The sequence below is a fragment of the Paractinoplanes ovalisporus genome (genome assembly GCF_016834655.1).
In the GTDB taxonomy this organism is placed as follows: domain Bacteria; phylum Actinomycetota; class Actinomycetes; order Mycobacteriales; family Micromonosporaceae; genus Actinoplanes; species Actinoplanes ovalisporus.
In genome coordinates, this window is record NZ_JAENHP010000004.1 from 300,304 (window position 1) to 324,699 (window position 24,396).

A 24,396-nucleotide genomic window follows, 5' to 3' on the forward strand; every position below is an offset into this window, starting at 1 on the left:
AAAGGTCCTTCGGGCTCTCTTTTCACTACCGTAAGTGCTCGACCCCCTACGGAAGCAAGACACTGGGGTGGAAAGAAAGTGGAATGAGAGGGGATGAATGCCGCATTCACGCATCGCGACTTCTTGCGGATGGTGCATCTCGGCGCCTGTTCCCCTGTTCGAAACCAGTTCATGGACCAAGTTAGTCGGCGCGTCGCACTCGCGCACACATGTCTCATGATCTAGGCAGAACGTCATCGGCCGATTGCGGGGAGTGCCGGGCAGGTGCCGAGAGATCGACGGGTGGGCTACCGTCGGCTCGTGGTGCACTACGTCGACAGTGAAGTGGGCCGGCTGCGGACGGTGCTGCTGCACCGGCCCGGGCCGGAACTGGCCAGGCTGACCCCGAGGAACAACGACAGCCTGCTCTTCGATGGTATTCCGTGGGTGAGCCGAGCCCAAGAGGAGCACGACGCTTTCGCCGCCGCCCTGCGCGAGCGCGGCGTCGAAGTGCTCTATCTGGGTGACCTGCTGGCCGAGACCCTGGCCGTCGAGGCCGCGCGGGGCGAACTGACCGAGGGGGTGCTGGCCGACCGCCGGCTCGGCGACACCCTGCGCGACAGCGTCGCCCGCTATCTGGCCGACCAGGACCCGCGGCGGCTGGCCGAGGTCCTTATGGCCGGGCTGGCGCACGAGGAACTCAAACCGGGCCCCGGCGGTCTGGTCTACGAGATGATGGACCGCCTCGACTTCGTGATCGACCCGCTTCCCAACCTGCTGTTCACCCGCGACTCGTCGGTCTGGGTGCGCGACCGGGTGGCCGTCACCAGCCTCGCCATGCCGGCCCGCAGCCGCGAGACCACGCTCACCCGGGCCATCTACCGCTACCACCCCCGCTTCGCCGGCACCGACCTGCTCTACGACCCCTCGCTCGAGCTGCTCGAGGGCGGCGACGTGCTGATGCTGGCGCCCGGCGTGCTGGCCATCGGGGTCGGCGAGCGCACCACCCCGGCCGGCGCCGAGCGGCTGGCCCGCCGGGTCTTCACGTCGGGTCTGGCCCGCACGATCCTGGCCGTGCCGATCGCTCAGGAACGCGCCACCATGCACCTCGACACCGTGTGCACGATGGTCGACGTCGACGCCGTGGTGATGTATCCCAACATTGCGGACACGCTGCAGGCGTACACGGTGACCGCCGACGCCGACGGCGAGCCCCGCGCCGCCGGGCCGCGGCCGTTCCTGGTGGCGGCGGCCGAGGCGATGGGCATCGACCGGCTGCGGATCATCGACACCGGCCTCGACCCGGTCACCGCCGAACGCGAGCAGTGGGACGACGGGAACAACACCCTGGCCATCGGGCCGCGGCTCTGTGTGGCGTACGAGCGCAACGTCGAGACCAACGCCCAGCTGGAACGGGCCGGCATCGAGGTCGTGCGGATCAGCGGCTCCGAGCTGGGCAGCGGCCGCGGCGGACCGCGCTGCATGAGCTGCCCGATCGAGCGCGACTCACTGGAACGGGCGCCCGCTGACGTGTGAGACGACCAGCTCGGGAACCGGCACCGGCCCGTCGACCAGGTGGGCCCGGTCGGGAAAGTCGAAGACGGCGATCTCAAGCTGCACCGGGTAGTCAGGAGCCTGACCGACGCGCTTGACGACCTCGCCGTCGACCGAGAACTCCAGCGAACCGGGGCGCCAGCTCACGCCGTACGTGTGGAAGGCCGTAACGTCGATCGGCAGGGTGACCGTCGCCCAGTCCTCGGTCAGGCGCGGATCGCGGAAGCGGTGCAACCCCATCCCGACCGCCTGCGGGGCCGTGCCGAAGACCTCCATCACGCAGATCTCGCCCGACATCCCGGGAATCGTCTCGATGCCGGAGAGCCAGAACGCGATCATGGAGCGCGGCGTGATCGTGCCGCGCATGCGGATCTCGATGTCGCCGTAGACCGGCGTGAAACCCCAGAACTCGCCCTGCTCCTCGAGCACCCGCTGATCGGGGAGGAAGGGCTGGCCGCCGGTCGTGCTGCCGGCCGGGCCCGAGTAGTTCGCGCTCTGAATGCCGGACACCCGTAGCGGCGTCTCGTGCACGCCCTCGGCCCACAGCGGCTGGTCGGCGGGGATGCTCAGGCGCAGTTCCCCGCCGCCGACCTCATATGTGGCCCGGGACCGCTCGCGGGAGCTCCAATGCGGCAGATACCAGGGCACCCAGACGGAGCGGTCCAACTCGCCGGAGTCGAACCGCTCGTCCAGCACAACCGTGGTGCTCCTGTCTGCTCGCCCAACACGCATTGCGCCCGTCGGTGTCGAGGGCTCCGAAAACGGCTAGGCGAAGCCGAGGTCGTTTTCGGCGCCCTCGACACCGACCTCTCGGGGCGCGATGCCAACCGAGCGGAGCGAGGTCATCTTAGAGTGAGTTGGCGACCGATCAGGCCCTGCTTCGCCCGGCGGGCGTCGCCGTCGAGCGGGCCCGTCTCGGCCAGCGTGTCGGCGTAGCGCTTGGCGAAGTCGGCCAGCGGCGCCTCCCAGTCGGCGCCCTCGGGCTCGCCCGGGATGTCCCACACCGGCACCAGCAGGCCGTGCGCCCGGAACATGCCGGCGAACTTGGTCTGCTCGCCCAGCAGCAGGTCACCCGAGGCGGACAGGCGGGCCAGCGTGTCGAGCGCACGGTCCTCGGCGTCGGGCAGCACCCAGCGCACGTGACCCTTGTCGGGGGCGACCCGGCACCAGTACGCCGCCCGGCCCGCCGACAGTCGCACGGTCGGATAGATCGAGGCGTTCGCCCGTTCGAGGGACGCCTTCACGTTGACGTCCTCGGCCTGCTCGGCGTCGAGCCAGTACTCGAAGCCGTCGTGCATGGTGATCTCGAGCGGGCCGTCGACGAGCACGTCCTGCAGGCGCGGACCCTCACCGGGCAGGGCCGGCACCGAGACCGTGTCGCCGGGCTCGGTGCGCAGCGCGCTGAGGATCGCCACCGCGAGGTCGCGGGAGACGTCACCGGACTGCACGTGCCGCTGGAGGCCGATGAAGACCCGGCCGTCCTGGCGCGTCATGGCCGGCCAGGCCATGGGCAGCACCGTCGAGAGGGTGACCGGGCGGTCGCCGTACTCCTCGATGATCTCGGGCCGGAGGGTGAGCGGCGCCGAGGCGGCGGGCACCAGCTCGCGCAGCGCGATCCACTCCGGTTCGTCGGCCAGGCCCTCGAACGGGCGGGCCACGAAGATGTCCCGCACCTTCTCGCGCTTGGGTGCGGACTGGCGTTGGTTGCGACGCTTGCTCACGGCGAGACAGCCTAGGCGGTGCACGGCCGAAAAGGACACTCCGCCCCGCATTATGCGCGCGGAAGACGGACCTCGGCCGTGGTGCCGCCGCCCTCACGGGGACGCAACGAGACCCAGCCGTGCTGGCGTTCGACCAGACGCCGTACGAGGTAAAGCCCCAGCCCCGCCCCCGGATGGTGGCGCCGGTCGCCGCCCTCGGCCTGCCAGTAACGCTCGAACGCCTGCTCGACATGCTCGGGCCGGATGCCCACGCCACGGTCGGAGAGCCGGAACCGCAGCGTCTCCTCGTCGGCGGCCGCACACAGCTCGACCATCGACCCCGGCGGCGAGTGCTTCTCGGCGTTCGTGGCCAGCTCGGTCAGGATCGTCGCGATCGAATCCCTTTCCCCGTACGCCTTGGGGAGCTCGCCGGGCAGATTGTCGAGCACGATGCGGCGGCGCAGGTCGGCCGGCAGTTCCTCGACGGCCGCGCGCAGCGCCTCGGCCAGGTCGAACGGGCCGGCCGGGGAGGCGCCGACGTCGCCGTCCTCGCTGGCCGCCGAGAGCAGGCGGTCGACGAGCCGGGCGAGCTCGCCGGCGCGGGTGTTGATGATGCGGACGGCCTCGTGGCGGCCGACGTCGCCGAGCGTGTCCCAATGGTTCGACAGGGTGTCGGCGTACCCCTTGATGACCGTGACCGGCGTGCGCAGCTCGTGGCTGGTGACCGCCACCCACAGGTCGCGCTTCTCCTGCCGGCGGGCCTGCTCGCCGCTGTGCACGGGCAGGCCGTCGCGGGCTGCGTAGAGCCGGCCGACATAGCCCGCCAGCAGCTCGAGGACGGCGTGGTGCTCGGGGCCGGGCTCGTCGTCGCGGTCGCCGAAATAGACGTGCAGCGAGCCCACGATCGTCTCGCCGACCTCGCAGCGGGCGCCCAGCATGCGGTGCACGTCGCCGCCCTCGACCTGCTTGGCGAACTCGTCGTTGAGCGAGTCGAGCGGGATGAGCAGCGTGCGGCCGTCACGCAGGCGGGTGTCGGCGCGGTCGACCCGGCGGCCGGTGGCGGCCGTGCAGGCCCCGGTGGCGGCGATGATGCGGCCGTGGTCGGCGGAGTATTCCGCGAAGCCGGCGCCGCGGCCGCCCAGCGTCTCCTGGGCCAGCCGGACGATCTGCTGGAGCACGGGCAGTCCCGCCTCGCCCGCGTTGATCCGGTCGAGGACCGCGATCTGCCCGCGCGTCAGCGCGGCGTAGTCGGGACGGTCCGGCATGACTGTGAGTCTGCCTCGCTTCCCTGATCCCGGATAGTGTCCCGCGTCACACCAGCGGCCGGACGGTCGTACCCTCACCGCAACGCCGGTGGATCCTCCCTTCACCGCGACTCGCGATTCAGCCTTCACCGCGACGCAAGCGGATTCAGCTCTCACATGAGGCGAGATGGTCCAGCACGAACCGGGGGCGGTCGGTGATCACCCCGTCGACCCGGTGCGCCAGCACCATGTCGAGATCGGCCTGGGTGTTGACGGTCCAGACGTACGCCTGGTGCCCCGCGGCCCGGATGGCCGGAATGAGCCCCGGCCGCGACCGTACGAGCGCCGCTCCCGGCCCGGCGATCCGCGCGCCGAACGGCAGCCGGCCCCGGCCGATCCCGGGCGGCAGGATCTCGATCAGATAGACCGTCGGCAGGGCCGGCGCCTGGGCCCGGACCCGGCGCAGGGCGAGCGCGGCGAACGACATCACGGTCACCTGCACCGGGTCGTCCGGCTTCGGGTCGGCCAGGCCGTAACGGCGCAGCATCTTGACCAAGCGGCGCTCAACTTCGGCTCCGTACCGTGACGGATGTTTGGTCTCGATGAGTAGCCGCACGTTCCGGCCGCTGTCACGCACCGCCGCCAGCAGCCGGTCGAGCGTGAGCAGGCGGGAGAGTTCGGGCAGCGGTTCCTCGTCGACCGGATAGCCCGGGTGCCACGAGCCGAAGTCGAGCGAGTCGAGCTCGGCCAGGGTCTTGGTGCTGACCCGGCCGCGCCCGTTGCTCGTGCGCCCCAGCTTGCGGTCGTGCACACAGACCAGGTGACCGTCGCGGGTGAGCCGGACGTCGCACTCGAGGCCGTCGGCGCCCTCATCGAGGGCGCGCAGGTAGGCGCCGAGCGTGTGCTCCGGCAGCGCGTCGGCGCCTCCGCGGTGCGCGAAGACGAGCGGGCGGTAACTGCTCATAGAACGTGTGGTTGCCCGCTCTCGCTGACGACCTCGCGACCTGAGGCGGCCCAGGAGTGCATGCCGCCGTCGAGGTTGCGCACGTTGTCCCAGCCGTTGCCCATGAGGTAGGAGACGACCTGGCCGGAGCGGCCGCCGGAACGGCAGACGACCACCACCTCGCCGTCGGTCGGGACCTCGGCCATGCGGGCCGGGATCTCCATCATCGGCAGGTGGTGGGCGCCGGGAGCGTGCCCCGCCTCCCACTCGTCGGGCTCGCGCACGTCGAGCAGGTAGACGTCGTCGCCGACCTCGGCGGGGGTCACGCTGGGTACTTGTGGTCCGAACACGACCACAAGCGTACGGGTCAGCTGCCGGAGCCGGCCGCCGAGTCCTTCTTCAGGTTGGCCGCCATCCAGGTGTCCATGTCGTCGGCCGCGACCGCCTTGAAGAGGGCCAGGGCCTTCTCGCGGTCGGAGACCACCACGGACTGCCCGTCGATCGTGTCACTGCCCTTGTTGGGGCTGGTGATGAACGTCAGGTTGCTGCCGCGGACGCCCCGCATCTCGGTCGCCATGTCGGTCAGCGAGAAGTCGTTGTCGACCGTGACGGCCGCGGTGACCGCCTTGAGGAACGAGTTGAGCTTGCCCGGGTTGGTGATCGTGCCGCTGCTGGCCGCCTTGTCCATGATCGCCTTGAGGAACTCCTGCTGGTGCTGCATGCGGGCGAAGTCGCCACGGGCGAACTGCTTGCGCTGACGCACCCAGTCGAGGGCCTGCTCGCCGTTCATGTGCATGGTGCCCTTCTTGAACACCCGGTACGGCTTGTGGATCGACGTGATGGTCTGCTCGACCTTGAGGTCGACACCGCCGAGCGCGTCGGTGACCTCCTTGAAGCCGCCGAAGTCGATCGCCATGACATGGTCGATCTTGACGTCGGTCAGGCACTCCACGGTGTGCACGGCGCGGGGCAGGCCACCGAAGGCGAAGGCCGCGTTGATCTTGGCCCGGCCGCCGTCACCGCACTCGGCGTCGTTGCTCTTCGGGATGACCACCCACAGGTCGCGCGGGATCGAGATCAGCTGCGCGGATTTGTGGTCCTCGGGGATGTGCATGAGGATCAGCGTGTCGGCGCGCCACTTGCCGGCCCCGTCGTCCTTCATGTCGGGGTCCCGCGAGTCGCTGCCCACCAGCAGGATGTTCTGCGCGCCCTCGATGGCCTTGGCCGGCCGGTCGGCGTTGATGCCGGTGAAGGCGTCGGTGCGCTTGAGATCCTTGTCGAGGCCCGAGGCATAGCCGTAGAGCGAGATGCCGGCGATGATCGCGATGATCAGCACCGCGAGACCGGCCAGCAGGGCGATGCGGCCCCAGCGCGGCTTCGGACGGCGTCCGCGGTAGGACGTGCCCCGGCCCGGACCACCCGGGCCCGTCGGAGGAGGACCGCCCGGGCCGCCCCCGCGAGGCGGCCAGTCGTCGCGCTGAGGCGACGCGGCGCTGCGGTACGGCTGGGCCGAGGCCCGGCCCGACGACGGGACAGAGGCTCTACCGGAACCCCCGCGAGGGGACGTGGACGCTGACATGAAACCAGGTTACGTACCCGACGCCCGTACGCCCTGCCATCAAACCGACACGGCACGAAGTAGGGAGAAGCCTCAGCAGCACAAACGCGGGACCGGCGGTGGCCGGTCCCGCGTCCGCGAATTAATCCAACCTTTAGTGCGCGCCGTGCCCGGTCAGTGACCGGACCTCGAGCTCGGCGTACTTGGCGGTGTCGTCCTCCTTCGAGATCACCGTGCCGATCCAGCCGCACAGGAAGCCGATCGGGATCGAGATGATGCCCGGGTTGGAGAGCGGGAAGAAGTGCCAGTCGCTGTCCGGGAACATGGCGGTGGCCGAGCCGGAGACGACCGGCGAGAAGAACACCAGGACCACGGCCGCGGTCAGACCGCCGTAGATCGACCACAGCGCGCCCGAGGTGTTGAACCGCCGCCAGAACAGGCTGTAGAGGATCGCCGGCAGGTTGGCCGAGGCGGCCACCGCGAACGCGAGCGCGACCAGGAAGGCCACGTTCAGGCTCTGCGCGAAGATCGACAGAGCGATCGCCACCGCGCCGATGACCAGGGCCGAGATGCGGGCGACCCGCACCTCGTCGCGCTCCGACGCCTCGCCGCGGCGGATCACGTTGGCGTAGAAGTCGTGCGCCACGCTCGACGACGACGCCAGCGTCAGGCCGGCCACCACCGCGAGGATGGTGGCGAACGCCACGGCCGCGATGATCGCCAGCAGCACCGCGCCGCCCGTCTCGCCGCCGAGATAGTCGACGCCGAGCACCTGGGCCAGCTGGGGTGCGGCGGTGTTGCCCGCCTTGTCCTGCGCGGTGATGTTCGCGCCGCCCACCAGGGCCGCCGCGCCGAAGCCGAGGGCCAGGGTGAACAGGTAGAACGTGCCGATGATGCCGATCGCCCAGAGCACGCTCTTGCGGGCGATCTTGCTGGTCGGCACCGTGTAGAACCGGGTCAGGATGTGCGGCAGGCCGGCCGTGCCGAGCACCAGCGCGATGCCCAGCGAGAGCAGGTCCATCTTGCTGTAGAAGGTGGCCGACGCGCTGGCCGACTCCACGCCGTAGCGCAGGCCCGGTTCGAGGAAGGCGTCCCCCTTGCCCGACTGCGCGGCGGCGTCGCCGAGCAGCTGCGACAGGTTGAACTTGTAGTGCGCGAGCACCAGCAGCGTCATCACCAGGGCGCCGGTCATCAGCATGAACGCCTTGACGATCTGGACGTACGTGGTGCCCTTCATGCCGCCCACGATCACGTAGACGATCATCAGGGCGCCGACCAGGATGATCGTGGCGACCTTGGCGGTGCCCGCGTCCATGCCCAGGAACGTGGTGTCGGCCTTGATGCCCAGCAGCAGCGAGACCAGGGCGCCGGCGCCGACCATCTGCGCGATCAGATAGAAGATCGAGACCACGATGGTGGAGGCGCTGGCCGCCGTACGGACCGGGCGTTGACGCATGCGGAACGCGAGCACGTCGGCCATCGTGTAGCGGCCCGAGTTGCGCAGATACTCGGCGACCAGCAGCAGCGCGACGAGCCAGGCGACGAGGAACCCGATCGAGTAGAGGAAGCCGTCGTAGCCGTAGAGCGCGATCAGGCCGGCGATGCCCAGGAAGGACGCCGCCGACATGTAGTCGCCGCCGATCGCCATGCCGTTCTGGAAGCCGGAGAACTGGCGGCCGCCGGCGTAGAAGTCGGTGGCCGTCTTGGTCTGGCGGCTGGCCCAGATCGTGATGGCCAGGGTGATGGCCACGAAGACCAGGAACAGCGTGATCGTGAGACCGCGGGAGGTGGAGGTGGAGACCTCCGCCGCGAGCGTGTGGCTCTGCATCAGTCCTCGACCTTCCCGTCGGCCTTGGTGTCGCCGGCCGCCAGGTCGGCGTGGATCTTCTCGGCCAGCGGGTCGATCTTGCGGGCCGCGTAGCGCGAGTAGTACCAGGCGATCAGGAACGTGGAGACGAACTGGAGCAGACCGAAGATCAGCGCGACGTTGATGTTGCCGACGATCTTGGCGCCCATGAAGCCACGTGCATATGCGGAGAGAAGGACGTAGAGCGCGTACCAGAGGAAGAACGCGACCGTCATCGGAAAGACGAAGCTGCGTACGGCGTGACGCAGCCGGCCGAATTCCTCGGATTCCTGGACGGCCCGGTACCTCTCGGTGGAGGACGAGGGCACTTCGGTAGTCACCGGGGGTTCACCACCTTCTGGGTGGGGCGGACTTTCCGGCAACGTACGGAGAGATGGTGGTGCCCGAGACCGACCGGTCGGCCCCTGCGCCGAGTGGTGGTCTGACTGCGCTGAGCGGGGTGGTCAGGCCGGGGGGGGGGTCAACCGCCCAGCGTGTGATATCGGCCTCGATAGTGGATCAGCGGGTCGGGTGACGGCCCGGCCGTGACCTTCTCGATCACCGCCTCGACCAGCAGCGCCCAGCCCACGACCCGCGACGACTCGAGCCGGCAGCCCGCCCACGTCCGGTCTCCGGCCGGCACCGGGCCGTAGTCGGTGTCGGTCCAGTCGTCGCCGGCGAACAGGCCGCCCGGCGCGGGCATCAGACCGGCGAACCGGTCGGCCAGCTGCCGGTCGGCCGGGGTCAGCGCGACCACCGCGAACCGGCCGCTCTGTTCGAGCGCGTCCCAGAAGTCGCTCTCGTCGTCGATCAGGCCGAGCACTCGGCCCGGGTCACCGTCCGCGACGAGCGTCGACGACACGGTGAGACCGGCCGGCCCGGGGGTCGTCCAGAGCGTGACGGGCGCCGCCAGACGCCCGCGCAACCGCCGTACGGCCGACTTCTCCCCGTCCGGAGTGGCGAATGGATCAGTCGAGTGAATCGTCACGGGCACCATTCTCTCTTTGGTTACAGAAGGTGCACATAGCTATCCCCCGCGATTGATCAACAACTATCTTCGTCGGGAGGAGGTCGCCCGTGCATCAGCAAGTGCAGCTGCAACCCGGAGAGGTGCTGCACATCGGCGGCGAAGCGAGCGTGCAGTTCGAGGGCGAGCGGGCGTTGACCTTCCGTCTCATCCGGGTCGATCAACGCAGCACGTACGACGGCTGGTTGTGGCTCGAAGGATATGTGCTCGACCCCACCGGCACCGCATTGCAGCGGCGCCGCATTTTCGTACGCCGCGAGGGTCTCCGTCCGGCCATCGGGTGAGACGCGTTCGGGGCATGTGGGCGTGAACGAATCGTCGGTAGCGTAATCCCTTCCGTAATCGCGTACGTACATAAGCGATATGGGGGAGGGGCGGATGACAGAGGCGTTGCCGCGTCCCGGCGACGTGCTCTTTGTGGGTGGCGCGGCCAGCGTCCAGTTCCAGGGCGAGCGCGCGCTCACGTTCCGCGTCATTCGGGTCGACCCCCGCATCACGTACGACGGATGGTTGTGGATCGACGGCTATGTGCTCGGCCCGTCCGGTGACGCGCTCGAACGGCGGGTCATCTTCGTGAAGAAGGACGGCCTGATCAAGAAGCGTTAACGGCCCGCGGTCACGGCGGCCAGCACCTCGGGCATGCGCCGGTCGAGCCAGTCGCCGGCCACCCCCGAGCCGATCAGGTAGGCCGCGCAGCCGAACGCGGCGCCGGCCGGCAACCCGATCCACAGCCACACGTCGCCCAGCGTCCAGGCCAGGATCTGCAGGGGCACGGTGGCCAGCAGCGTGCCGATCATGACGCCGAAGGTCAGCAGGCCCTTGGCCGCACCGCCGCCCGACGAGACGGCGAACGGGCTGGTCGACTCGGGCAGCGCATAGGCGGCCCGCACCGACAGCGGCAACACCAGGCCCAGACCCGCGCCGTACGTGGCGATCAGCAGCCCCAGATCGCCGGCGATCCGCTCGGGCCGGCCTGTCACCGCACCCACCACGACGGCGACCAGCAGCAACAACGGCAGCACGAAGAACGCGTGAGCCGTGGCCCGGGAGTGGATCTCGACCCGGCCCGGCACGGCGGCGGTGACATTGGCCGCGTACGCGTTCCCCTCGTATCCGAACTGGTTGGCCAGCGCGATCGCCGCGATCGCCCCGACGAAGACCGCCATCGGCCCGGCCGAACCACCGCTCAGCGAGATCGACACCGGCAGGAAGATCCCGGCCACCGTGAACGTGATGAGCGCGGCCCGCCGCCGGGTCTCGCGCCACCAGTAACGGGTCTCGCGGGCGACCAGCGCGCCGAAGCGGCTGCGGGGCAACCGGCGGCCGAGCAGCAGACCGGTCGGCGAGGCGACATCCCGGTCGCCGCCCCGGCTCTCACTCACCGAGCCGACCATGGCGCTCTCCAGAGTCGCGCTCCACCAGCGGAGCAGCCCGGCCAGGGTCGTCAGGACGATCAGGAGCTTCAGCGGTACGGCCCACAGCCGGCCCTCGGCGACCTCGAGCCCGAGCGAGTACGGGGCGCCCAGCGGTGTCCAGCCCAGCACGTCGGCCAGCACGGCGAACGCGCCCCAGTCGGCGCGCTCGGCCCCGGCCAGCAGCGCGAGTTGCAGCGGCCCGAGCAGCGCGGCCAGCACGGCGAACATCACCACGGCCAGGTCACGCGAGCGGCGCGAGCGCAGCCCGGTGGCGAAGGCGCTGGTCACCGCGCGGCTCGCGGCCACGCACAGGAACAGGCCGCCCAGGATGCCGACGACCTGGATCAACGCCGCGCCGGCGCCGCCGAGCGCGGCCACGGTGTTCACCATCCCGGCCGTGGCGGCCAGTGTGGACAGGGCGGGCAGCCCGGCCAGCGCGGCCGCGAACATGCCCGTGATCAGGGTGCGCCGGGGTAGCGGGAACAGCGCGAACCGGGCCGGATCGAGCGACTCGTCGATCCCAAAGAAGATCAACGGGAGCACCAGCCAGCCCACGACCAGCAGGGAGCCGCCGAGCTGGAGCAGCATGCCGGCGGCGCGGGCGTCGCCGACCACGCCGGGGATCGCGAAGATCGCGTAACCGGAGATCGCGAAGAACCCGGCCATCACGGCGCCGAGGACGAAGAGCACGATCCGGGCCGGGCGCCCGCGCATGCCGTTGACCATCAGCCGCAGCTTGAGGCGGACGAACGGCCAGGGGCTCAGAGCCACGCCAGCTCCGAGCCGGTGCTGACCCGGCCGCCGACCACTCGCACGAAGACCTCTTCGAGCGAGCTGCCGTCGCGCACCTCGTCGAGCGTGCCGTGCCGGCGCAGCACCCCGTCGGAGAGGATCGCGACATGCGAGCAGAGCCGCTCGACGACCTCCATCACGTGACTCGAGAAGATCACCGTGCCGCCGCCGGAGACGTATCGCTGGAGGATCTCGCGGATGCGGGCGGCCGAGACCGGGTCGACCGCCTCGAACGGCTCGTCGAGCACCAGCAGGCGCGGCGCGTGCAGCAGCGCGCAGGCGAGACCGATCTTCTTGCGCATGCCGGCCGAGTAGTCGACGACCAGGGTGCAGTTGCCGGTGCCGAGTTCGAGCACGTCGAGCAGTTCGCGGGCGCGCTGGTCGACCGTCGCCGCGTCCATGCCGCGCAGCAGGCCGTGGTAGGCGAGCAGTTCGGGGCCGGTGAGACGGTCGAAAAGGCGTACGCCGTCGGGAAGCACGCCGAGGCGGGCCTTGGCCGCGGCCGGGTCGGCCCACACGTCGTGCCCGAGAAGGACGGCGTGACCGGCGTCGGGGCGCAGCAGGCCGACGGCCATCGAGAGCGTGGTGGTCTTGCCGGCGCCGTTGGGACCGAGCAGCCCGTAGAACGAGCCGGCCGGCACCTCGAGGCTGACCTCGGAGACCGCGAGCTTGGTGTCGAACCGTTTGACCAGACCGCGCAGCGACAACGCCGCGCCCTGATCCCCCTCGCGTGGCGCCGGCACCGTCATGCTGTGAACCTAGTCGCTGGCCGGTGCCGTGACCAGCACATATCAGACACGCGGCGCCTCAAACACTTGCCTTGATCGCGCCGGCCTGGGTCGCGCCGGCTTTGATCGCGTCGGCCGGTCAGACACGCAGCGACTCGGGCGCGTGCAGCCGCAACATGGTCGCGCCGACGTCGTGCGGGACGCGCCGGCTGGTCAGCAGCGATCCGACGATCATCACCAGGAACGCCAGCGGCACGGTCCACGCGGCGGGCTGGCTGACGGCGTCGCCGAGCCAGCCGTCGAGCGGCGGGCCGAGCACGGTGATCAGCACGGCCGCCATCGAGGCACCACCCCCGGCCAGCAGCCCGGCGACCGCGCCGACGTCGGTCAGCCGCCGCCACCAGATGCCGAGCACGAGCAGCGGGCAGAAGCTCGACGCGGCGACCGCGAAGGCCAGGCCGACCACGCGCGAGACGTCCATGTTGGAGACATAGAGCGAGAGCAGCACCGGAACCGAGGCCGCGAGTACGGTGGCCAGGCGGAAGTCGCGGACCGAGCCCCCGCGGCCGGCGCGCAGCACATCGGTGAAGACCACCCCGGCGACGCTGGTGAGCAGGCCGGACGACGTGGAGAGGAACGCGGCCAGCGCGCCCGCGGTGACCAGGGCGCCGAGCAGCTGGGCCAGGTGGCCGCCGCCGAGCGCGGCCTCGGGCAGCAGCAGGACCACGGCGTCGGTGCGTCCGGTCATCAGCAGCTGCGGGGTATAGATGCGCCCGAGCACCCCGTAAAGGGTCGGCAGGAGATAAAAGGCGCCGACCAGACCGAGGACGACCAGGGTGGTGCGCCGGGCCGAGGCGCCGTCGGGGTTGGTGTAGAAGCGGACGAGCACGTGCGGCAGGCCCATGGTGCCCAGGAAGGTGGCCAGGATCAGCGAATATGTGGCGAACAGGGTGCCGTCGCCGCCCGGGAGCAGCCAGTCGGCCCCGAACGCGGCGTCCACAGTGCTCACCTCGGGCACCGGGGCGCCGGCGTCATAGCTGAGCTGCTGCCCCTTCTCGACCGGGACGCCGTCGACCAGGGCGTCCTGCTCGATCACCACGGTCGTGGCGACCGGGAAGGTGGCGCCGGCGTCGGGTGTGACGACCGGGCGGCCGTCGGACTGCCACTGGAGGGCCAGGAAGATCACCGGGACGGCGAGCGCGGTCAGCTTGAGCCAGTACTGGAAGGCCTGCACGAACGTGATCGCGCGCATGCCGCCGAGGGCCACGTTGGCGGTCACCACGACGCCGACGAGCAGGGCACCCCAGACGTACGAACCGCCGGTGACCGTGGTGAACGTCAACCCCGCGCCCTGCAGCTGCGGCACCAGGTAGAGACAGCCGATGAACACCACGAAGACGCTGGCCAGGGTGCGCAGCAGGGGCGAGCCGAGGCGTACCTGGCAGAAATCGGGCAGCGTGAAGGCGCCCGACCGGCGCAGCGGCGCGGCCACGAACAGCAGCAGCGCCAGATAGCCCGCGGCGAAACCCACCGGGTACCAGAGCACGTCGACGCCGTAGCGCAGGATCAGCCCGGCGACGCCGAGGAACGACGCCGCCGACAGGTACTCGCCGCTGATCGCCGCGGCGTTCCAGGCCGGGCTGACCGACCGCGACGCGACGAGAAAGTCGGAGGTGGTGCGGGCGAACCGGAGGCCGTACACGCCGATGCCGACGGTCACCAGCACCACGACGATCAGACCGGGGACGAGGTACGGGTTCACGGCTCGGGCCTGCGGATCAGAGCGATGAAGTCCTGTTCGTTGCGTTCCGCCCACCGCACGTAGGCCCAGCCCACGCCGATCAGGAACGGGAACGACAGCACGCCCAGCAGCAGCCAGGGCAGATAGATGCCGAAGATTTTCAGCCCGCCCACGCCGGGAGCGACCGCGAACAGCAGCGGCAGCGAACCGAGCGCGGTCACGACCACCACCGCGAGCCGCAACGCGAGTGCGAGCTGGGCCCGCATCAGGCCCTTGACCAGCGCTTCGCCGACGGGCGTCTGCTCCGCCAGGTCGGCTTGGGCCCGGTCCGCGGGGCGTCGGCGCGTCGCCGCCTCACCGAGCACCACCCGCGTACGGAGGGGCTTGGTGCTCGGTTCGTCGTCGGCGGCCATGTGCGGAGTCTGGCCGCCGACGACGGGATGTCAAGGGGTGCAGTCGAAAGTGGGGTTGCCGCGGGCCGCGATCAGCAGGCGGGCCTGCTCCCGGCCCAGGTTCCAGCTGCGCCAGTCGTCGGGCTGCGAGATCGGGCCGGTGTTGAGGCGGCCGAGCACACACCGCAGCTGCTCCGGGGTCAGGTCGCCGCTCCGGGTCAGCGCGGGGACGGCATCGGGGGAGAGGTCGCCGAGGTAACTGAGGTCGATCGGGCGGTTGCCGTGCTGCTGCACGTTGCGCTCGGCGATCATGGCATCGGGGTTGGCCACGGCCAGGCCGAGCAGCGCGCTGACCCCGGCCGCGATGGCGACTCGGGGCAGCCAGGCGGCCCGGATCCGGCGGCCCGCGACCAGCACCAGCAGCAGGACGAACACGAACCACAGCTCGCAGCAGAGCACCAGCAGGCGCAGGCGGGTCAGGCCGTACTCGGCGGTGTAGAGGGTGATGCGCTGGATCGCGGTCGCGGCGATCACCAGGGTGAGGGCGGTCAGTGTGCCGAGGATGACCCGGATCAGCAGACGGTCGGCCGGATTCTCGCGCGGCGCCCAGCGGGCCGCACCCGCGAGCACCAGCAGGGTCAGGCCGACGACCCAGCTGAGCTGCCAGAAACCGCTGCGCGCCTCATCGGCGTACTCCTGCACGCCGAAGTCGCCCCGGAACAGCGTGACCGCCTGGACGGCGACAAAGGCCGCGAAAAGGAAGGTCAGCAGGCCCAGCGGGACCGCCCACTCCCAGCGGTGCACCTTGCGGCCCTGGGTACGGTCCAGTTTGGACATGTCGGGCGGGGCCGCCCGGAGGAACGCGGCGCCGCCTACGCCCATCGCCGCGAAACCGCCGACGAAGATCCACCGGAAGACGGTGTCGACGCCGAGATCGGGGACGAGCCGTTCCAACGCGTGGGCGAAGCGCTCGTCGGCCGAGGCGAGCAGCGCGCCGAACGCCACGAGCAGGACGGCCGAGACGACGGCGGTGGCCACGATGCGTACGCGGGAATTGCCCAGTTTTTCCTCGCCCGGACGGGAAAGGCCGCGGGCCAGCCACGGAACCGCTCGCAGCGCGGCGAAGAACGGCAGCGTGCACGCCACGAAGATGCTGCGCATCGAACGGCCGCCGGCCAGCGCCAGGGCGGTGGTGAGACCGGCGACCAGCACACAGAGCGTGAACAGCCAGCCGGCCGAGCGGAACGTGCCGACGGCGAACAGGGCCACGGTGGCCGCGGCCCAGGCGATCTGCTCGGCGCCGAGCCTCGGCCGTGAGCGGACGACCAGCGGTTTCGGACCCCGGGTGACCCGCGTGGTGTCGGCCACGGCGACGGCGGCGACGGCGGCCAGGGCGGTGAGCAGCCATCCGATGCCGGGCCGGTCGAGCGGCAGGCCGAGCGCGGCCACGGCGGCGGCCCCCGCGACCGCCGCGACCGTGACGACCGAGGCCGGGCGGCCCGGACCGGCCCACTGCCGGCCCCAGGGCATGCTCGACATCCACGGTCCGTGCAGTTGCGGCAGAGGCTTGACGGGCTGTTTTTGGGCAGGGGCTATCGACACGATGTACCTCCGTCTTGTGGGGCGGGTCTCAGTGAGTGCCGAGGGGGAGCGTCACGTTGATCTGGCAGCCGGGCCGCTCGGGATCGACGGCGGCGATGGTGCCGTGGTGCAGTTGAACCACCCAGCGGGCGATGGCGAGACCGAGGCCGGTGCCGCCACCGCCGGGTCTTTCCCCGCGCGTGAACCGTTCGAAGACCCGGTCGCGTTCCTCGGGCGGGATGCCCTCGCCCTCGTCGGCGACGGCGATCAGAACGTGGTGGTCGTGCCGTTGCGCCCGCACCTGAACGGTGCCGCCGGGCGGGCTGTGCCGGGCCGCGTTGTCGAGCAGGTTCGCGAACACCTGGTGCAGCCGCTCCCGGTCGCCGGGCACGACCAGCGCCGCCGCTGAGACGATCGTGAAGTTCACGTCCCGCCCCGAGCCGGCGGCGTTGACCTCGGCCTCGCGCACCACGCCGTCGAGGAAGGCCGGCACGTCGATCGGGTGGCGTTTCAGCGGCGCCACGCCGGCGTCGATGCGGGAGAGGTCGAGCAGTTCGGTGACCAGGCGGCCCAGACGTTCGGTCTGGGCCAGCGCGGTCTGCATCATCGCCGGTTCGGCCTTGGCCACACCGTCGACGATGTTCTCGAGCAGGCCCTGAAGTGCGGTGATGGGCGTCCGCAGCTCGTGCGAGACGTTGGCGATCAGCTCACGCCGCTGCCGGTCCGCCGCCGCCAGGTCGGCCGCCATCTGGTTGAAGGCGGCGGCGAGTTCGCCCACCTCGTCGGCCGAGGTGGCGCGCACCCGGCGGTCGTAGTCGCCCTGCGCCATCGACCGGGCGGCCGCGGTCATCTCCCGCAGTGGCGAGGTCATGCCGCGGGCCAGGAACTGCACGATCGTCACGCCGATGACGGTCGCGGTGACCCCGGTCCAGAACGGGAACCAGCCCAGCCACAGATAGAACCAGAAGAGACCGCTGAGGCCACCCGCCAGCAGGACCATGATGATCTTCATCTTGATCGACCGGACCGGGTCGAGCGGCCGGGGCAGCCAGGCCAGCGCGCGAGTTAGGCGCTCCTTCACTTCTCGACCTCGAGGGCATAACCCACCCCGTGCACCGTACGGATGAGGTCCGAGCCCAGCTTGCGGCGCAGTCCCTTGATGTGGCTGTCGACGGTGCGGGTCCCCGACGCGTCGGCCCAGCCCCAGACGTCGGCCAGGAGGCGTTCGCGCGGAAGCACCGTACGGGGGTGGGCCGCCAGATGGACGAGCAGGTCGAACTCGGTCGGCGTCAGATGCGCCTCGACACCCGCCCGCTGCACCCGCCGCTCGGACTGGTTGATCTCCAGGTCACCGAACCGCAGGATCTTGTCATCACGCGCCGGCGCCTGCCCCTTCTGCGCGCGCCGCAGCAGGGCGTGCACGCGGGCAGCCAGTTCCCGCATCGAGAACGGCTTGACCATGTAGTCGTCGGCGCCAACCGCAAGCCCGACGAGCAGGTCGGTCTCGTCGTCGCGGGCGGTGAGCATGAGAATCGGCACCGGGCGTTCGGCCTGGATGCGCCGGCAGACCTCGAGCCCGTCGAACCCGGGAAGCATCACGTCGAGCACGATCGCGTCGGGCGGGTTCCGGCGGGCGGCCTCAACCGCGGACGGCCCGTCCCCGGCCACTTCAACGGCGAACCCTTCGGCCCGCAGCCGGGCGGCAACCGCTTCGGCGATGGTCCGCTCGTCCTCCACGACGAGCACGCGTCGCTCGATCTCCACGCTCCGCACCCCCTCGTCCAGGCGGCCGGTGGGCCCCCGTGACCCACCGACCGTACGGCGGTGAGCCTATTGACCGGCAGTGCAGGCGTGGCGGTGAGTTTGTGAACAACCTGTGGAGATCATCCGCACGCTTTACGAGGGCAATCCGCCTCGCAGCGCACGGACGGACGTGCCGCGTTCCCGTTCCCGGTCCCTCTTGTCGATCTCCTCCAGGTCGACCCGCCTCGGTTTGCCGCTCCTGGGCCGGTTGGAGACTCCATGTTCGCGACGACCCTCGCCGAGCCGGCCGCTGCACTTGGCGCAGAGAACGCTGTCGGCGGGCGCATGACTACGCACGGGGGTCGCCGAGTCGTGGCTCAGGCCGCACAACAGCAGGTTCCTGTGGTCGGGTGTGGTCGGTGCACCTCGCCACCGTCGGTTAGCAGGACCCAACCGGGCTTCTGCTAGGTCGATTCGACGGCGGCGTCAGGAACAGGAGGTACCTCTCCCGCCTGGCGACGCCTCGCAGAGTCCTGAGATGCCGTGTCCCCAGCTGGCTGGCCTGTGGATAACTCTGTGGAAAAGGCTGTGAGGCTGTGGACAACCGTGTGGACGGGGTGGGGAAAGTCAGCGGGTCCAGTCGTGTTTTACGGCTCTGATCAGGCGGTCCTTCAGCTCCCGGGTGTGTCTGCGGCTCACCGGGAGCTCGATGTCGTCGACCGAGACCACGTAGCCCGAGCCGGTCAGTCTCAGCTCGGCGATCAGGCGGATCTGGACCAGGTAGGACCGGTGGATGCGGACGAAACCGGCGTCGGCCCAGCGTTCGGCCAACGTGGCCAGGGAGACCCGGACCAGGTGAGAGGCGTCCGACGTGTGCAACCTCGCGTAGTCGCCCTGGGCCTCGACCCAGCGGACCGAGGAGCGGGGGAGCATGCGGGTCGTGCCGGCCAGCTCGACGGGAATGGTGGGCTCGTCGACCGGCGGGGCGGGGGCCGCGGTGGGGACCAGGCGGGAGCCGGCCACGCGGCGCAGGGACTCGCCCAGGCGTTCGGCCCGGACGGGCTTGCGGACGTAGTCGGTGACGCCCAGGTCGAAAGCGTCCACGGCGCCGTCGTCGTACGCGGTCACGAAGACGATCGCGGGTGGGCGGGCGAAACGGCGCAGGATGCGGGCCAGCTCCATGCCGTCCAGGCCGGGCATGCGGATGTCGAGGAAGACCGCGTCGACCTCGGTGTCGCGCAGGACCCGCAGCGCCTCGGTGGCGTCGCCCGCGCGGTGCACGTGGGCGACCCGCCCGTCGGCGTTGAGCAGGTAGGCCAGCTCGTCCAGGGCGGGGGGCTCGTCGTCGACCGCGAGCACGACCAGGCTCACGCGCGTACTCCTGGGTGGAACTTCGGGACCCGCATGCTCACCTTCGTACCCGCTCCGGGGGCTGTCTCGACCACCAGGCCGAAGTGGTCGCCGAAGACCGACCTCAACCGCTCGTCCACGTTTGCCAGGCCCACGTGCTGCCCGTCGTCTGTCTCGGGCATGCCGGCGGCGAACACCGCCGGATCCATGCCGACCCCGTCGTCCTCGACCGTGATGTGGCATTCGGCGCCGGCGTCCTGGGCTTCGATGCTCACCATACCGACGCCGGGCTTGCGCGAAAGACCGTGCCGGACGGCGTTCTCGACCAGCGGCTGCAGGCACAGGAACGGCAGGCCGACCGGCAGCACCTCGGGTGCGATCTGCAGCCGTACCTGCAGACGGTCGCCGAACCGGGCGCGCTCGATCGTGAGGTAGCGGTCGATCGAGCGCAGCTCCTCGGCCAGCGTCGTGAAGTCGCCGTGCGCGCGGAACGAGTAGCGGGTGAACTCGGCGAACTCGAGGATGAGCTCGCGTGCCCGCTCGGGATCCGTACGGACGAAGGAGCCGATCGCGGTCAGCGCGTTGTAGATGAAGTGCGGGCTGATCTGGGCCCGCAGCGCCCGCACCTCGGCCTTGGCCAGCCGCTCGCGGGACGAGTCGAGCTCGGCCAGCGCCAGTTGTGAGCCGGCCCATCGCGCGGCCTCGAGGGTGGCCTGCACGAGGCCGGGCGCCGGGTGGTCGTCGGCGACGGCCACGATCGCGGCCACGGCCCGGCCGTCGGGGCTCGGCAGCGGCGCCACCACGGCACCGCGCACGATGCAGTCGACCAGGTCGCAGGGCAGGTCGGAGGCGGACAGCACGATCGAGCGCTGGCTGTCGAGGGCCCGGACGGCGGCCGCCGTGAACTGCTCGCTGTGGTGGCTGCCGCGACCGTCGAACGCGAGGCAGGTATCCCCGTCGGTGATCGTCAGCCCGGCCGCGCCGACCAGGGTGCGCAGCGGGCGGGCGGCCTTGGCGGCGGTGCCGGGGCTCAGGCCGGCCCGCAGCGGGTCGGCGGCCAGCGCGGCGGTGTGCAGCACGTCGTACGTGGCCCGCTGCATGGCGGTGGCGATGCCGCGGCGGGCCCGGAGCCGGACCACGGCGACGACCGCGGCGGCCAGCGCGGCCAGAACGGCGACTACCGCCAGCACACTTCCGACCTGTCCCGCCACGCGACAGATAGTAGGCGGTCATACCGTATTGGCAGGGTGCCAATTGGGATTACCGGCCGGTAACAGAGTGATCAACAATGTGAACACATCGATATCTGGCTCACCCACATCCCAGGGAGAGTTCCATGGCACGGAAAACCGGATTCGTCGCCGCCGTCCTCGCCGCGGCCCTCATCGGGGTCTCACCCGCCTCCCCCGCGCTCGCGGCCAACCCGTACGAGCGTGGTCCCGCCCCCACCACCAGCAGCATCGAGGCGTCGCGGGGCTCCTTCGCGATCGCCCAGACCACCGTCGCCCGCTCCTCCGTCAGCGGGTTCGGCGGGGGAACGATCTATTACCCGACCAGCACCGCCGAGGGCACGTTCGGCGCCGTCGCCGTGTCACCCGGGTTCACGGCCTCGCAGTCCAGCGTCTCGTGGCTCGGGCCGCGGCTGGCCTCGCAGGGCTTCGTGGTGATCACGATCGACACGCTGAGCACGCTCGATCAGCCGGCCTCGCGCGGCACCCAGCTTCTGGCCGCGCTCGACTACCTGACCAGGACGAGCAGCGTCCGTACGCGGATCGACGCCGCCCGCCTCGGGGTCATGGGCCACTCGATGGGCGGCGGCGGCAGTCTGTCGGCCTCGGTGTCGCGCCCGTCCCTGCAGGCGGCGGTCCCGCTCACGCCGTGGCACGGGACCAAGAGCTGGTCGTCGGACCGGGTGCCGACGCTGATCATCGGCGCCGAGAACGACACCGTGGCGCCGGTCAGCTCCCACTCCGAGCCGTTCTACACGAGCCTGCCGAGCACGTCGGACAAGGCGTACCTGGAGCTCAACAACGCCTCGCACTCGGCGCCGACCTCGACCAACGTGACCGTCGCCAAGTACAGCATCTCGTGGCTGAAGAGGTTCATCGACGACGACACCCGCTACGACCAGTTCCTGTGCCCCAACCCGTCGGGGTCGGCGATCCAGGAGTGGCGCAGCACCTGCCCCTATAGCTAGTAGGCGCCCTTGCGCTTGAGCACTACGAAGATCGTTCGCCAGAGGATGCCGAGGTCGTACGTCAGGGACCAGTTGTCCACGTAGTAGAGGTCCAGGCGTACGGCCTCGTCCCACGACAGATCGGACCGGCCCGACACCTGCCACAGGCCGGTGATGCCGGGACGGACCAGCAGCCGGCGGCGGACGTCGCCCAGGTAGTCGCCGTCGTCGGCCGGCAGCGGCCGCGGGCCGACCAGCGACATCTCGCCCTTGAGCACGTTGATCAGCTGGGGGAGCTCGTCGAGCGACGTGGCCCGGAGCTTGGCGCCGAACGCGAAGATCCGGGGGTCGTTCTTCATCTTGAAGAGCATCCCGTCGGACTCGTTCAGCTCCTCCAGCGTGCGCTTGCGCTCCTCGGCGTCCACGTACATCGTGCGGAACTTCCACACCCGGAACGTGCGCCCCTCGTGGCCGACCCGGGGCTGACGGAAGAACACCGGGCCGGGGTCGGAGAGCTTGATGCCGATCGCGATGGCCAGCAGGATCGGGCTGATCAGCAGCAGGCCGAGGCCGGCGGCGACCCGGTCGATCAGGTTCTTCACCAGCCAGCCGGGACCCGAGAGGGTCGGCTCCTCGACGTGGAGCAGCGGCAGGCCCTCGATCGGGCGGATGTGGACGCGGGGGCCGGCGATGTCGGTCAGCTGGGGCGCGACCACCAGGTCGACCCCGGTGCCCTCGAGCTGCCAGGCCAGGCGGCGCAGCTCACCCGGTTCGGCGCTGGCCGAGCCGCAGACCGCGATCGTGTCGGCGCCGACCTCACGCACCAGGGCCAGCACGTCACGGGCGGCGTAGACCGGCACCGGGGTCTCGATGCCGCGGGCGGCCGCATAGCCGTCGGTGATGTGGATGGCCACCGGGATCAGGCCGGCTGCCGGGCTGCGGGTGACCGCCGTGTAGACCTCGAGGGCCTCGGGCAGCGTGCCGACCAGGATCATCCGGTGGGCGCCGTGGCCGGTCTTGCGGCGGGCGAAGTGCAGCACCTGACGGGCGGCGACCCGGCCGACCAGCAGGAAGGCCACGGCCATCAGCGAGACGGCGGCGACCGTGCCCCGGGACAGCGGGGCCTTGGTGGCGAACGCGAGCAGTGACACGCAGGCCACGATGGTGACCGAGGTGCGGGCGATGCGCTTGAACTCTTCGCTGCCCAGGCCCAGGTAACGCCGGTCGTACGTGCCGTTGCCCCAGAGCAGGATCAGCCAGCCGAGCGGCAGGACCACGTAGGCGAAGAAGATGAACAGCTGCTCGTTGTGCAGGAAGAACAGGCTCTTGCCGTAGAAACCCGAGCGGGACTTCTCGATGTACGTCGCGGCCAGGTGACTTGCCAGCACCACCGAGATCAGGTCGAGGAAGACCAGAGCCAGCGTGTACGGGCGGTGCCAGCGCGACAGGCGCTTGTGCTGGCGGTTCCAGGCTGATCGGGGTACGCCGTTGCTCGGTGGCGGCTCCTGCTGCCACTCGAAGCTGTCGTACGGCACGGGTTTGCTCCGGCTGCTGTCGGTAACCGGGCGATGCAGGCTAGCGGTCACCTCGCCTACGTCCTCCCGCATCCGGAAAAGATTACGCACCGCGACGAGTTTGACGGACAACCGCGCCGTGGAAACGTGGGACCGGGCCACTATACCGATGGATCGGGCGGAAAGAAGCGGACGTTGTGCCCGCTTTACCAACCGTGTACGTAGCGTGACCGATACGCCGCTATCGGATCAACTTGGACAGGCGTCGATCGGCCAGCGGCTTGCCCCCGGTCTGGCAGGTCGCACAATATTGCAGGCTCTTGTCGGCGAACGAGACCTCGCGCACGGTGTCGCCACAGACCGGGCACGGCAGGCCCGTACGGGCGTGGACGCGCATGCCGGCCCGCTTCTCACCCTTGAGCTCGGCCGCCTTCATGCCCACGGACCGGGTCACGGCGTCGGTCTCGACCTCACGCATGGCCGCGTAGAGCGCGTCGATCTGCTCGTCGGTCAGTTTGCCGGTGAGCGCGAACGGCGACATCTTCGCCACGTGCAGGATCTCGTCGGAGTAGGCGTTGCCGATGCCGGCCAGCACCTCCTGGTCGACCAGCACGCCCTTGACCTGGCCGCTGCGGATCTTCAGGCGCTCGGCGAACTCGTCGCGGGTGACGGCCAGCGCGTCGGGGCCCAGGCGCGACACCCCGGGCACCTCGGCCGGATCCCGTACGAGATAGGCCGCCAGCGACTTCTGGGTGCCGGCCTCGGTGAGGTCGAACCCGGAGCCGTCGTCGAGCCGCATCCGGATCGCGATCGGGCCGCTGCCCGGCTTGAGCGGGGCCGGCGACTTGAAGGCGTCGCGGTAGTGCAGCCACCCGGCCCGGGCCAGGTGGACGACGAGGTGGAGGTCGTCGCCGAGGCCGATGTCGAGGAACTTGCCGTGGCGTGCGGCCGAGGTGACAGCCAGCCCGGCGACGGCCGAGGCGGGCGGATCGTACGTCTTCAGCGCGCTGAACGAGGACACCTCGAGGCGCTGCACGGTGTGGCCGACCGCGCGCTCACGCAAGTAGGCAGCGAGCGCCTCGACCTCAGGGAGTTCGGGCACGTCGTCAACGG

At 70.5% G+C, this 24,396-nt stretch carries 24 protein-coding genes; 4 read left to right on the forward strand and 20 right to left on the reverse strand.

Translation table 11 applies throughout. The features are described from left to right. The first annotated feature begins 300 nt into the window (after positions 1-300). On the forward strand, positions 301-1,515 hold the full coding sequence (locus JIG36_RS15510) for an arginine deiminase (protein WP_203376985.1): 1,215 nt from the start codon (positions 301-303) through the stop codon (positions 1,513-1,515). Here JIG36_RS15510 and JIG36_RS15515 read toward each other — a convergent pair. From JIG36_RS15515 to JIG36_RS15555, 9 genes are all read right to left on the reverse strand, one after another. Then, positions 1,486-2,229 (reverse strand): glycoside hydrolase family 16 protein, encoded by a 744-nt coding sequence (locus JIG36_RS15515; protein WP_203376986.1) that lies wholly within the window; start codon positions 2,227-2,229, stop codon positions 1,486-1,488. The genes JIG36_RS15510 and JIG36_RS15515 overlap by 30 nt on opposite strands. Positions 2,230-2,375: 146 nt before the next feature. Continuing rightward, complete coding sequence (locus JIG36_RS15520) at positions 2,376-3,305, reverse strand: DUF5926 family protein (protein ID WP_203376987.1); 930 nt, start codon at positions 3,303-3,305, stop codon at positions 2,376-2,378. After that, positions 3,305-4,498, reverse strand: coding sequence for a sensor histidine kinase (locus JIG36_RS15525; protein ID WP_203376988.1), 1,194 nt, complete (start codon positions 4,496-4,498; stop codon positions 3,305-3,307). Before JIG36_RS15525 ends, JIG36_RS15520 begins: the two co-directional genes overlap by 1 nt. Positions 4,499-4,643: 145 nt before the next feature. Then, on the reverse strand, positions 4,644-5,441 hold the full coding sequence (locus JIG36_RS15530; RefSeq protein WP_203376989.1) for a glycerophosphodiester phosphodiesterase: 798 nt from the start codon (positions 5,439-5,441) through the stop codon (positions 4,644-4,646). Further along, entirely contained in the window at positions 5,438-5,770 is a 333-nt protein-coding gene (locus tag JIG36_RS15535) for a rhodanese-like domain-containing protein (protein ID WP_203376990.1), read from the reverse strand. Before JIG36_RS15535 ends, JIG36_RS15530 begins: the two co-directional genes overlap by 4 nt. Before the next feature lie 17 nt (positions 5,771-5,787). Beyond that, entirely contained in the window at positions 5,788-6,999 is a 1,212-nt protein-coding gene (locus JIG36_RS15540; protein WP_203376991.1) for an LCP family protein, read from the reverse strand. A gap of 133 nt (positions 7,000-7,132) precedes the next feature. Further along, positions 7,133-8,806 (reverse strand): monocarboxylic acid transporter, encoded by a 1,674-nt coding sequence (locus JIG36_RS15545; RefSeq protein ID WP_203376992.1) that lies wholly within the window; start codon positions 8,804-8,806, stop codon positions 7,133-7,135. Continuing rightward, positions 8,806-9,165, reverse strand: a complete 360-nt coding sequence (locus JIG36_RS15550; RefSeq protein WP_203376993.1) for a DUF485 domain-containing protein — start codon at positions 9,163-9,165, stop codon at positions 8,806-8,808. The genes JIG36_RS15545 and JIG36_RS15550 overlap by 1 nt, the downstream gene beginning before the upstream one ends. A 140-nt stretch (positions 9,166-9,305) precedes the next feature. Next, positions 9,306-9,812, reverse strand: a complete 507-nt coding sequence (locus JIG36_RS15555; RefSeq protein ID WP_307872730.1) for a flavin reductase family protein — start codon at positions 9,810-9,812, stop codon at positions 9,306-9,308. An 89-nt stretch (positions 9,813-9,901) separates the two neighbouring features. On the opposite strand from JIG36_RS15555, the gene JIG36_RS15560 reads away from it, so the two are divergent. Both JIG36_RS15560 and JIG36_RS15565 read left to right on the forward strand, forming a co-directional pair. Then, positions 9,902-10,135, forward strand: coding sequence for a hypothetical protein (locus JIG36_RS15560; RefSeq protein WP_307872731.1), 234 nt, complete (start codon positions 9,902-9,904; stop codon positions 10,133-10,135). A gap of 94 nt (positions 10,136-10,229) precedes the next feature. Further along, entirely contained in the window at positions 10,230-10,457 is a 228-nt protein-coding gene (locus JIG36_RS15565; protein WP_203376995.1) for a hypothetical protein, read from the forward strand. On the opposite strand, the gene JIG36_RS15570 is transcribed toward JIG36_RS15565, so the two are convergent. From JIG36_RS15570 to JIG36_RS15610, 9 genes are all read right to left on the reverse strand, one after another. Next, positions 10,454-11,992 (reverse strand): ABC transporter permease, encoded by a 1,539-nt coding sequence (locus JIG36_RS15570; RefSeq protein WP_236047298.1) that lies wholly within the window; start codon positions 11,990-11,992, stop codon positions 10,454-10,456. The two genes, JIG36_RS15565 and JIG36_RS15570, sit on opposite strands and share 4 nt — an antisense overlap. A gap of 35 nt (positions 11,993-12,027) precedes the next feature. Further along, positions 12,028-12,807, reverse strand: coding sequence for an ABC transporter ATP-binding protein (locus JIG36_RS15575; protein ID WP_203376996.1), 780 nt, complete (start codon positions 12,805-12,807; stop codon positions 12,028-12,030). 118 nt (positions 12,808-12,925) lie between these two features. After that, positions 12,926-14,548 (reverse strand): sodium/solute symporter, encoded by a 1,623-nt coding sequence (locus JIG36_RS15580; RefSeq protein ID WP_203376997.1) that lies wholly within the window; start codon positions 14,546-14,548, stop codon positions 12,926-12,928. Next, entirely contained in the window at positions 14,545-14,940 is a 396-nt protein-coding gene (locus JIG36_RS15585; RefSeq protein ID WP_203376998.1) for a DUF485 domain-containing protein, read from the reverse strand. Before JIG36_RS15585 ends, JIG36_RS15580 begins: the two co-directional genes overlap by 4 nt. A gap of 30 nt (positions 14,941-14,970) precedes the next feature. Then, the gene (locus JIG36_RS15590; protein ID WP_203376999.1) at positions 14,971-16,458 is read right to left on the reverse strand and encodes a DUF4153 domain-containing protein; all 1,488 of its coding nucleotides are present in this window, start codon (positions 16,456-16,458) and stop codon (positions 14,971-14,973) included. A 91-nt stretch (positions 16,459-16,549) separates the two neighbouring features. Next, positions 16,550-17,581 (reverse strand): HAMP domain-containing sensor histidine kinase, encoded by a 1,032-nt coding sequence (locus tag JIG36_RS15595; RefSeq protein ID WP_438870726.1) that lies wholly within the window; start codon positions 17,579-17,581, stop codon positions 16,550-16,552. Then, entirely contained in the window at positions 17,578-18,264 is a 687-nt protein-coding gene (locus JIG36_RS15600; protein WP_438870727.1) for a response regulator transcription factor, read from the reverse strand. Before JIG36_RS15600 ends, JIG36_RS15595 begins: the two co-directional genes overlap by 4 nt. Before the next feature lie 606 nt (positions 18,265-18,870). Further along, positions 18,871-19,614: a LytR/AlgR family response regulator transcription factor gene (locus JIG36_RS15605; protein WP_203377001.1), complete on the reverse strand. Its 744-nt coding sequence runs from the start codon at positions 19,612-19,614 to the stop codon at positions 18,871-18,873. After that, positions 19,611-20,804, reverse strand: coding sequence for a sensor histidine kinase (locus JIG36_RS15610; protein WP_203377002.1), 1,194 nt, complete (start codon positions 20,802-20,804; stop codon positions 19,611-19,613). Before JIG36_RS15610 ends, JIG36_RS15605 begins: the two co-directional genes overlap by 4 nt. 125 nt (positions 20,805-20,929) lie before the next feature. Between JIG36_RS15610 and JIG36_RS15615 the strand changes: the two genes are divergently transcribed. Continuing rightward, positions 20,930-21,790, forward strand: a complete 861-nt coding sequence (locus tag JIG36_RS15615) for a poly(ethylene terephthalate) hydrolase family protein (RefSeq protein ID WP_203377003.1) — start codon at positions 20,930-20,932, stop codon at positions 21,788-21,790. Here the strand turns inward: JIG36_RS15615 and JIG36_RS15620 are convergent. Beyond that, the gene (locus JIG36_RS15620; protein WP_203377004.1) at positions 21,787-23,376 is read right to left on the reverse strand and encodes a sugar transferase; all 1,590 of its coding nucleotides are present in this window, start codon (positions 23,374-23,376) and stop codon (positions 21,787-21,789) included. The two genes, JIG36_RS15615 and JIG36_RS15620, sit on opposite strands and share 4 nt — an antisense overlap. A 148-nt stretch (positions 23,377-23,524) precedes the next feature. Next, positions 23,525-24,385, reverse strand: a complete 861-nt coding sequence (locus JIG36_RS15625) for an Fpg/Nei family DNA glycosylase (protein WP_203377005.1) — start codon at positions 24,383-24,385, stop codon at positions 23,525-23,527. Between the last annotated feature and the right edge of the window lie 11 nt (positions 24,386-24,396).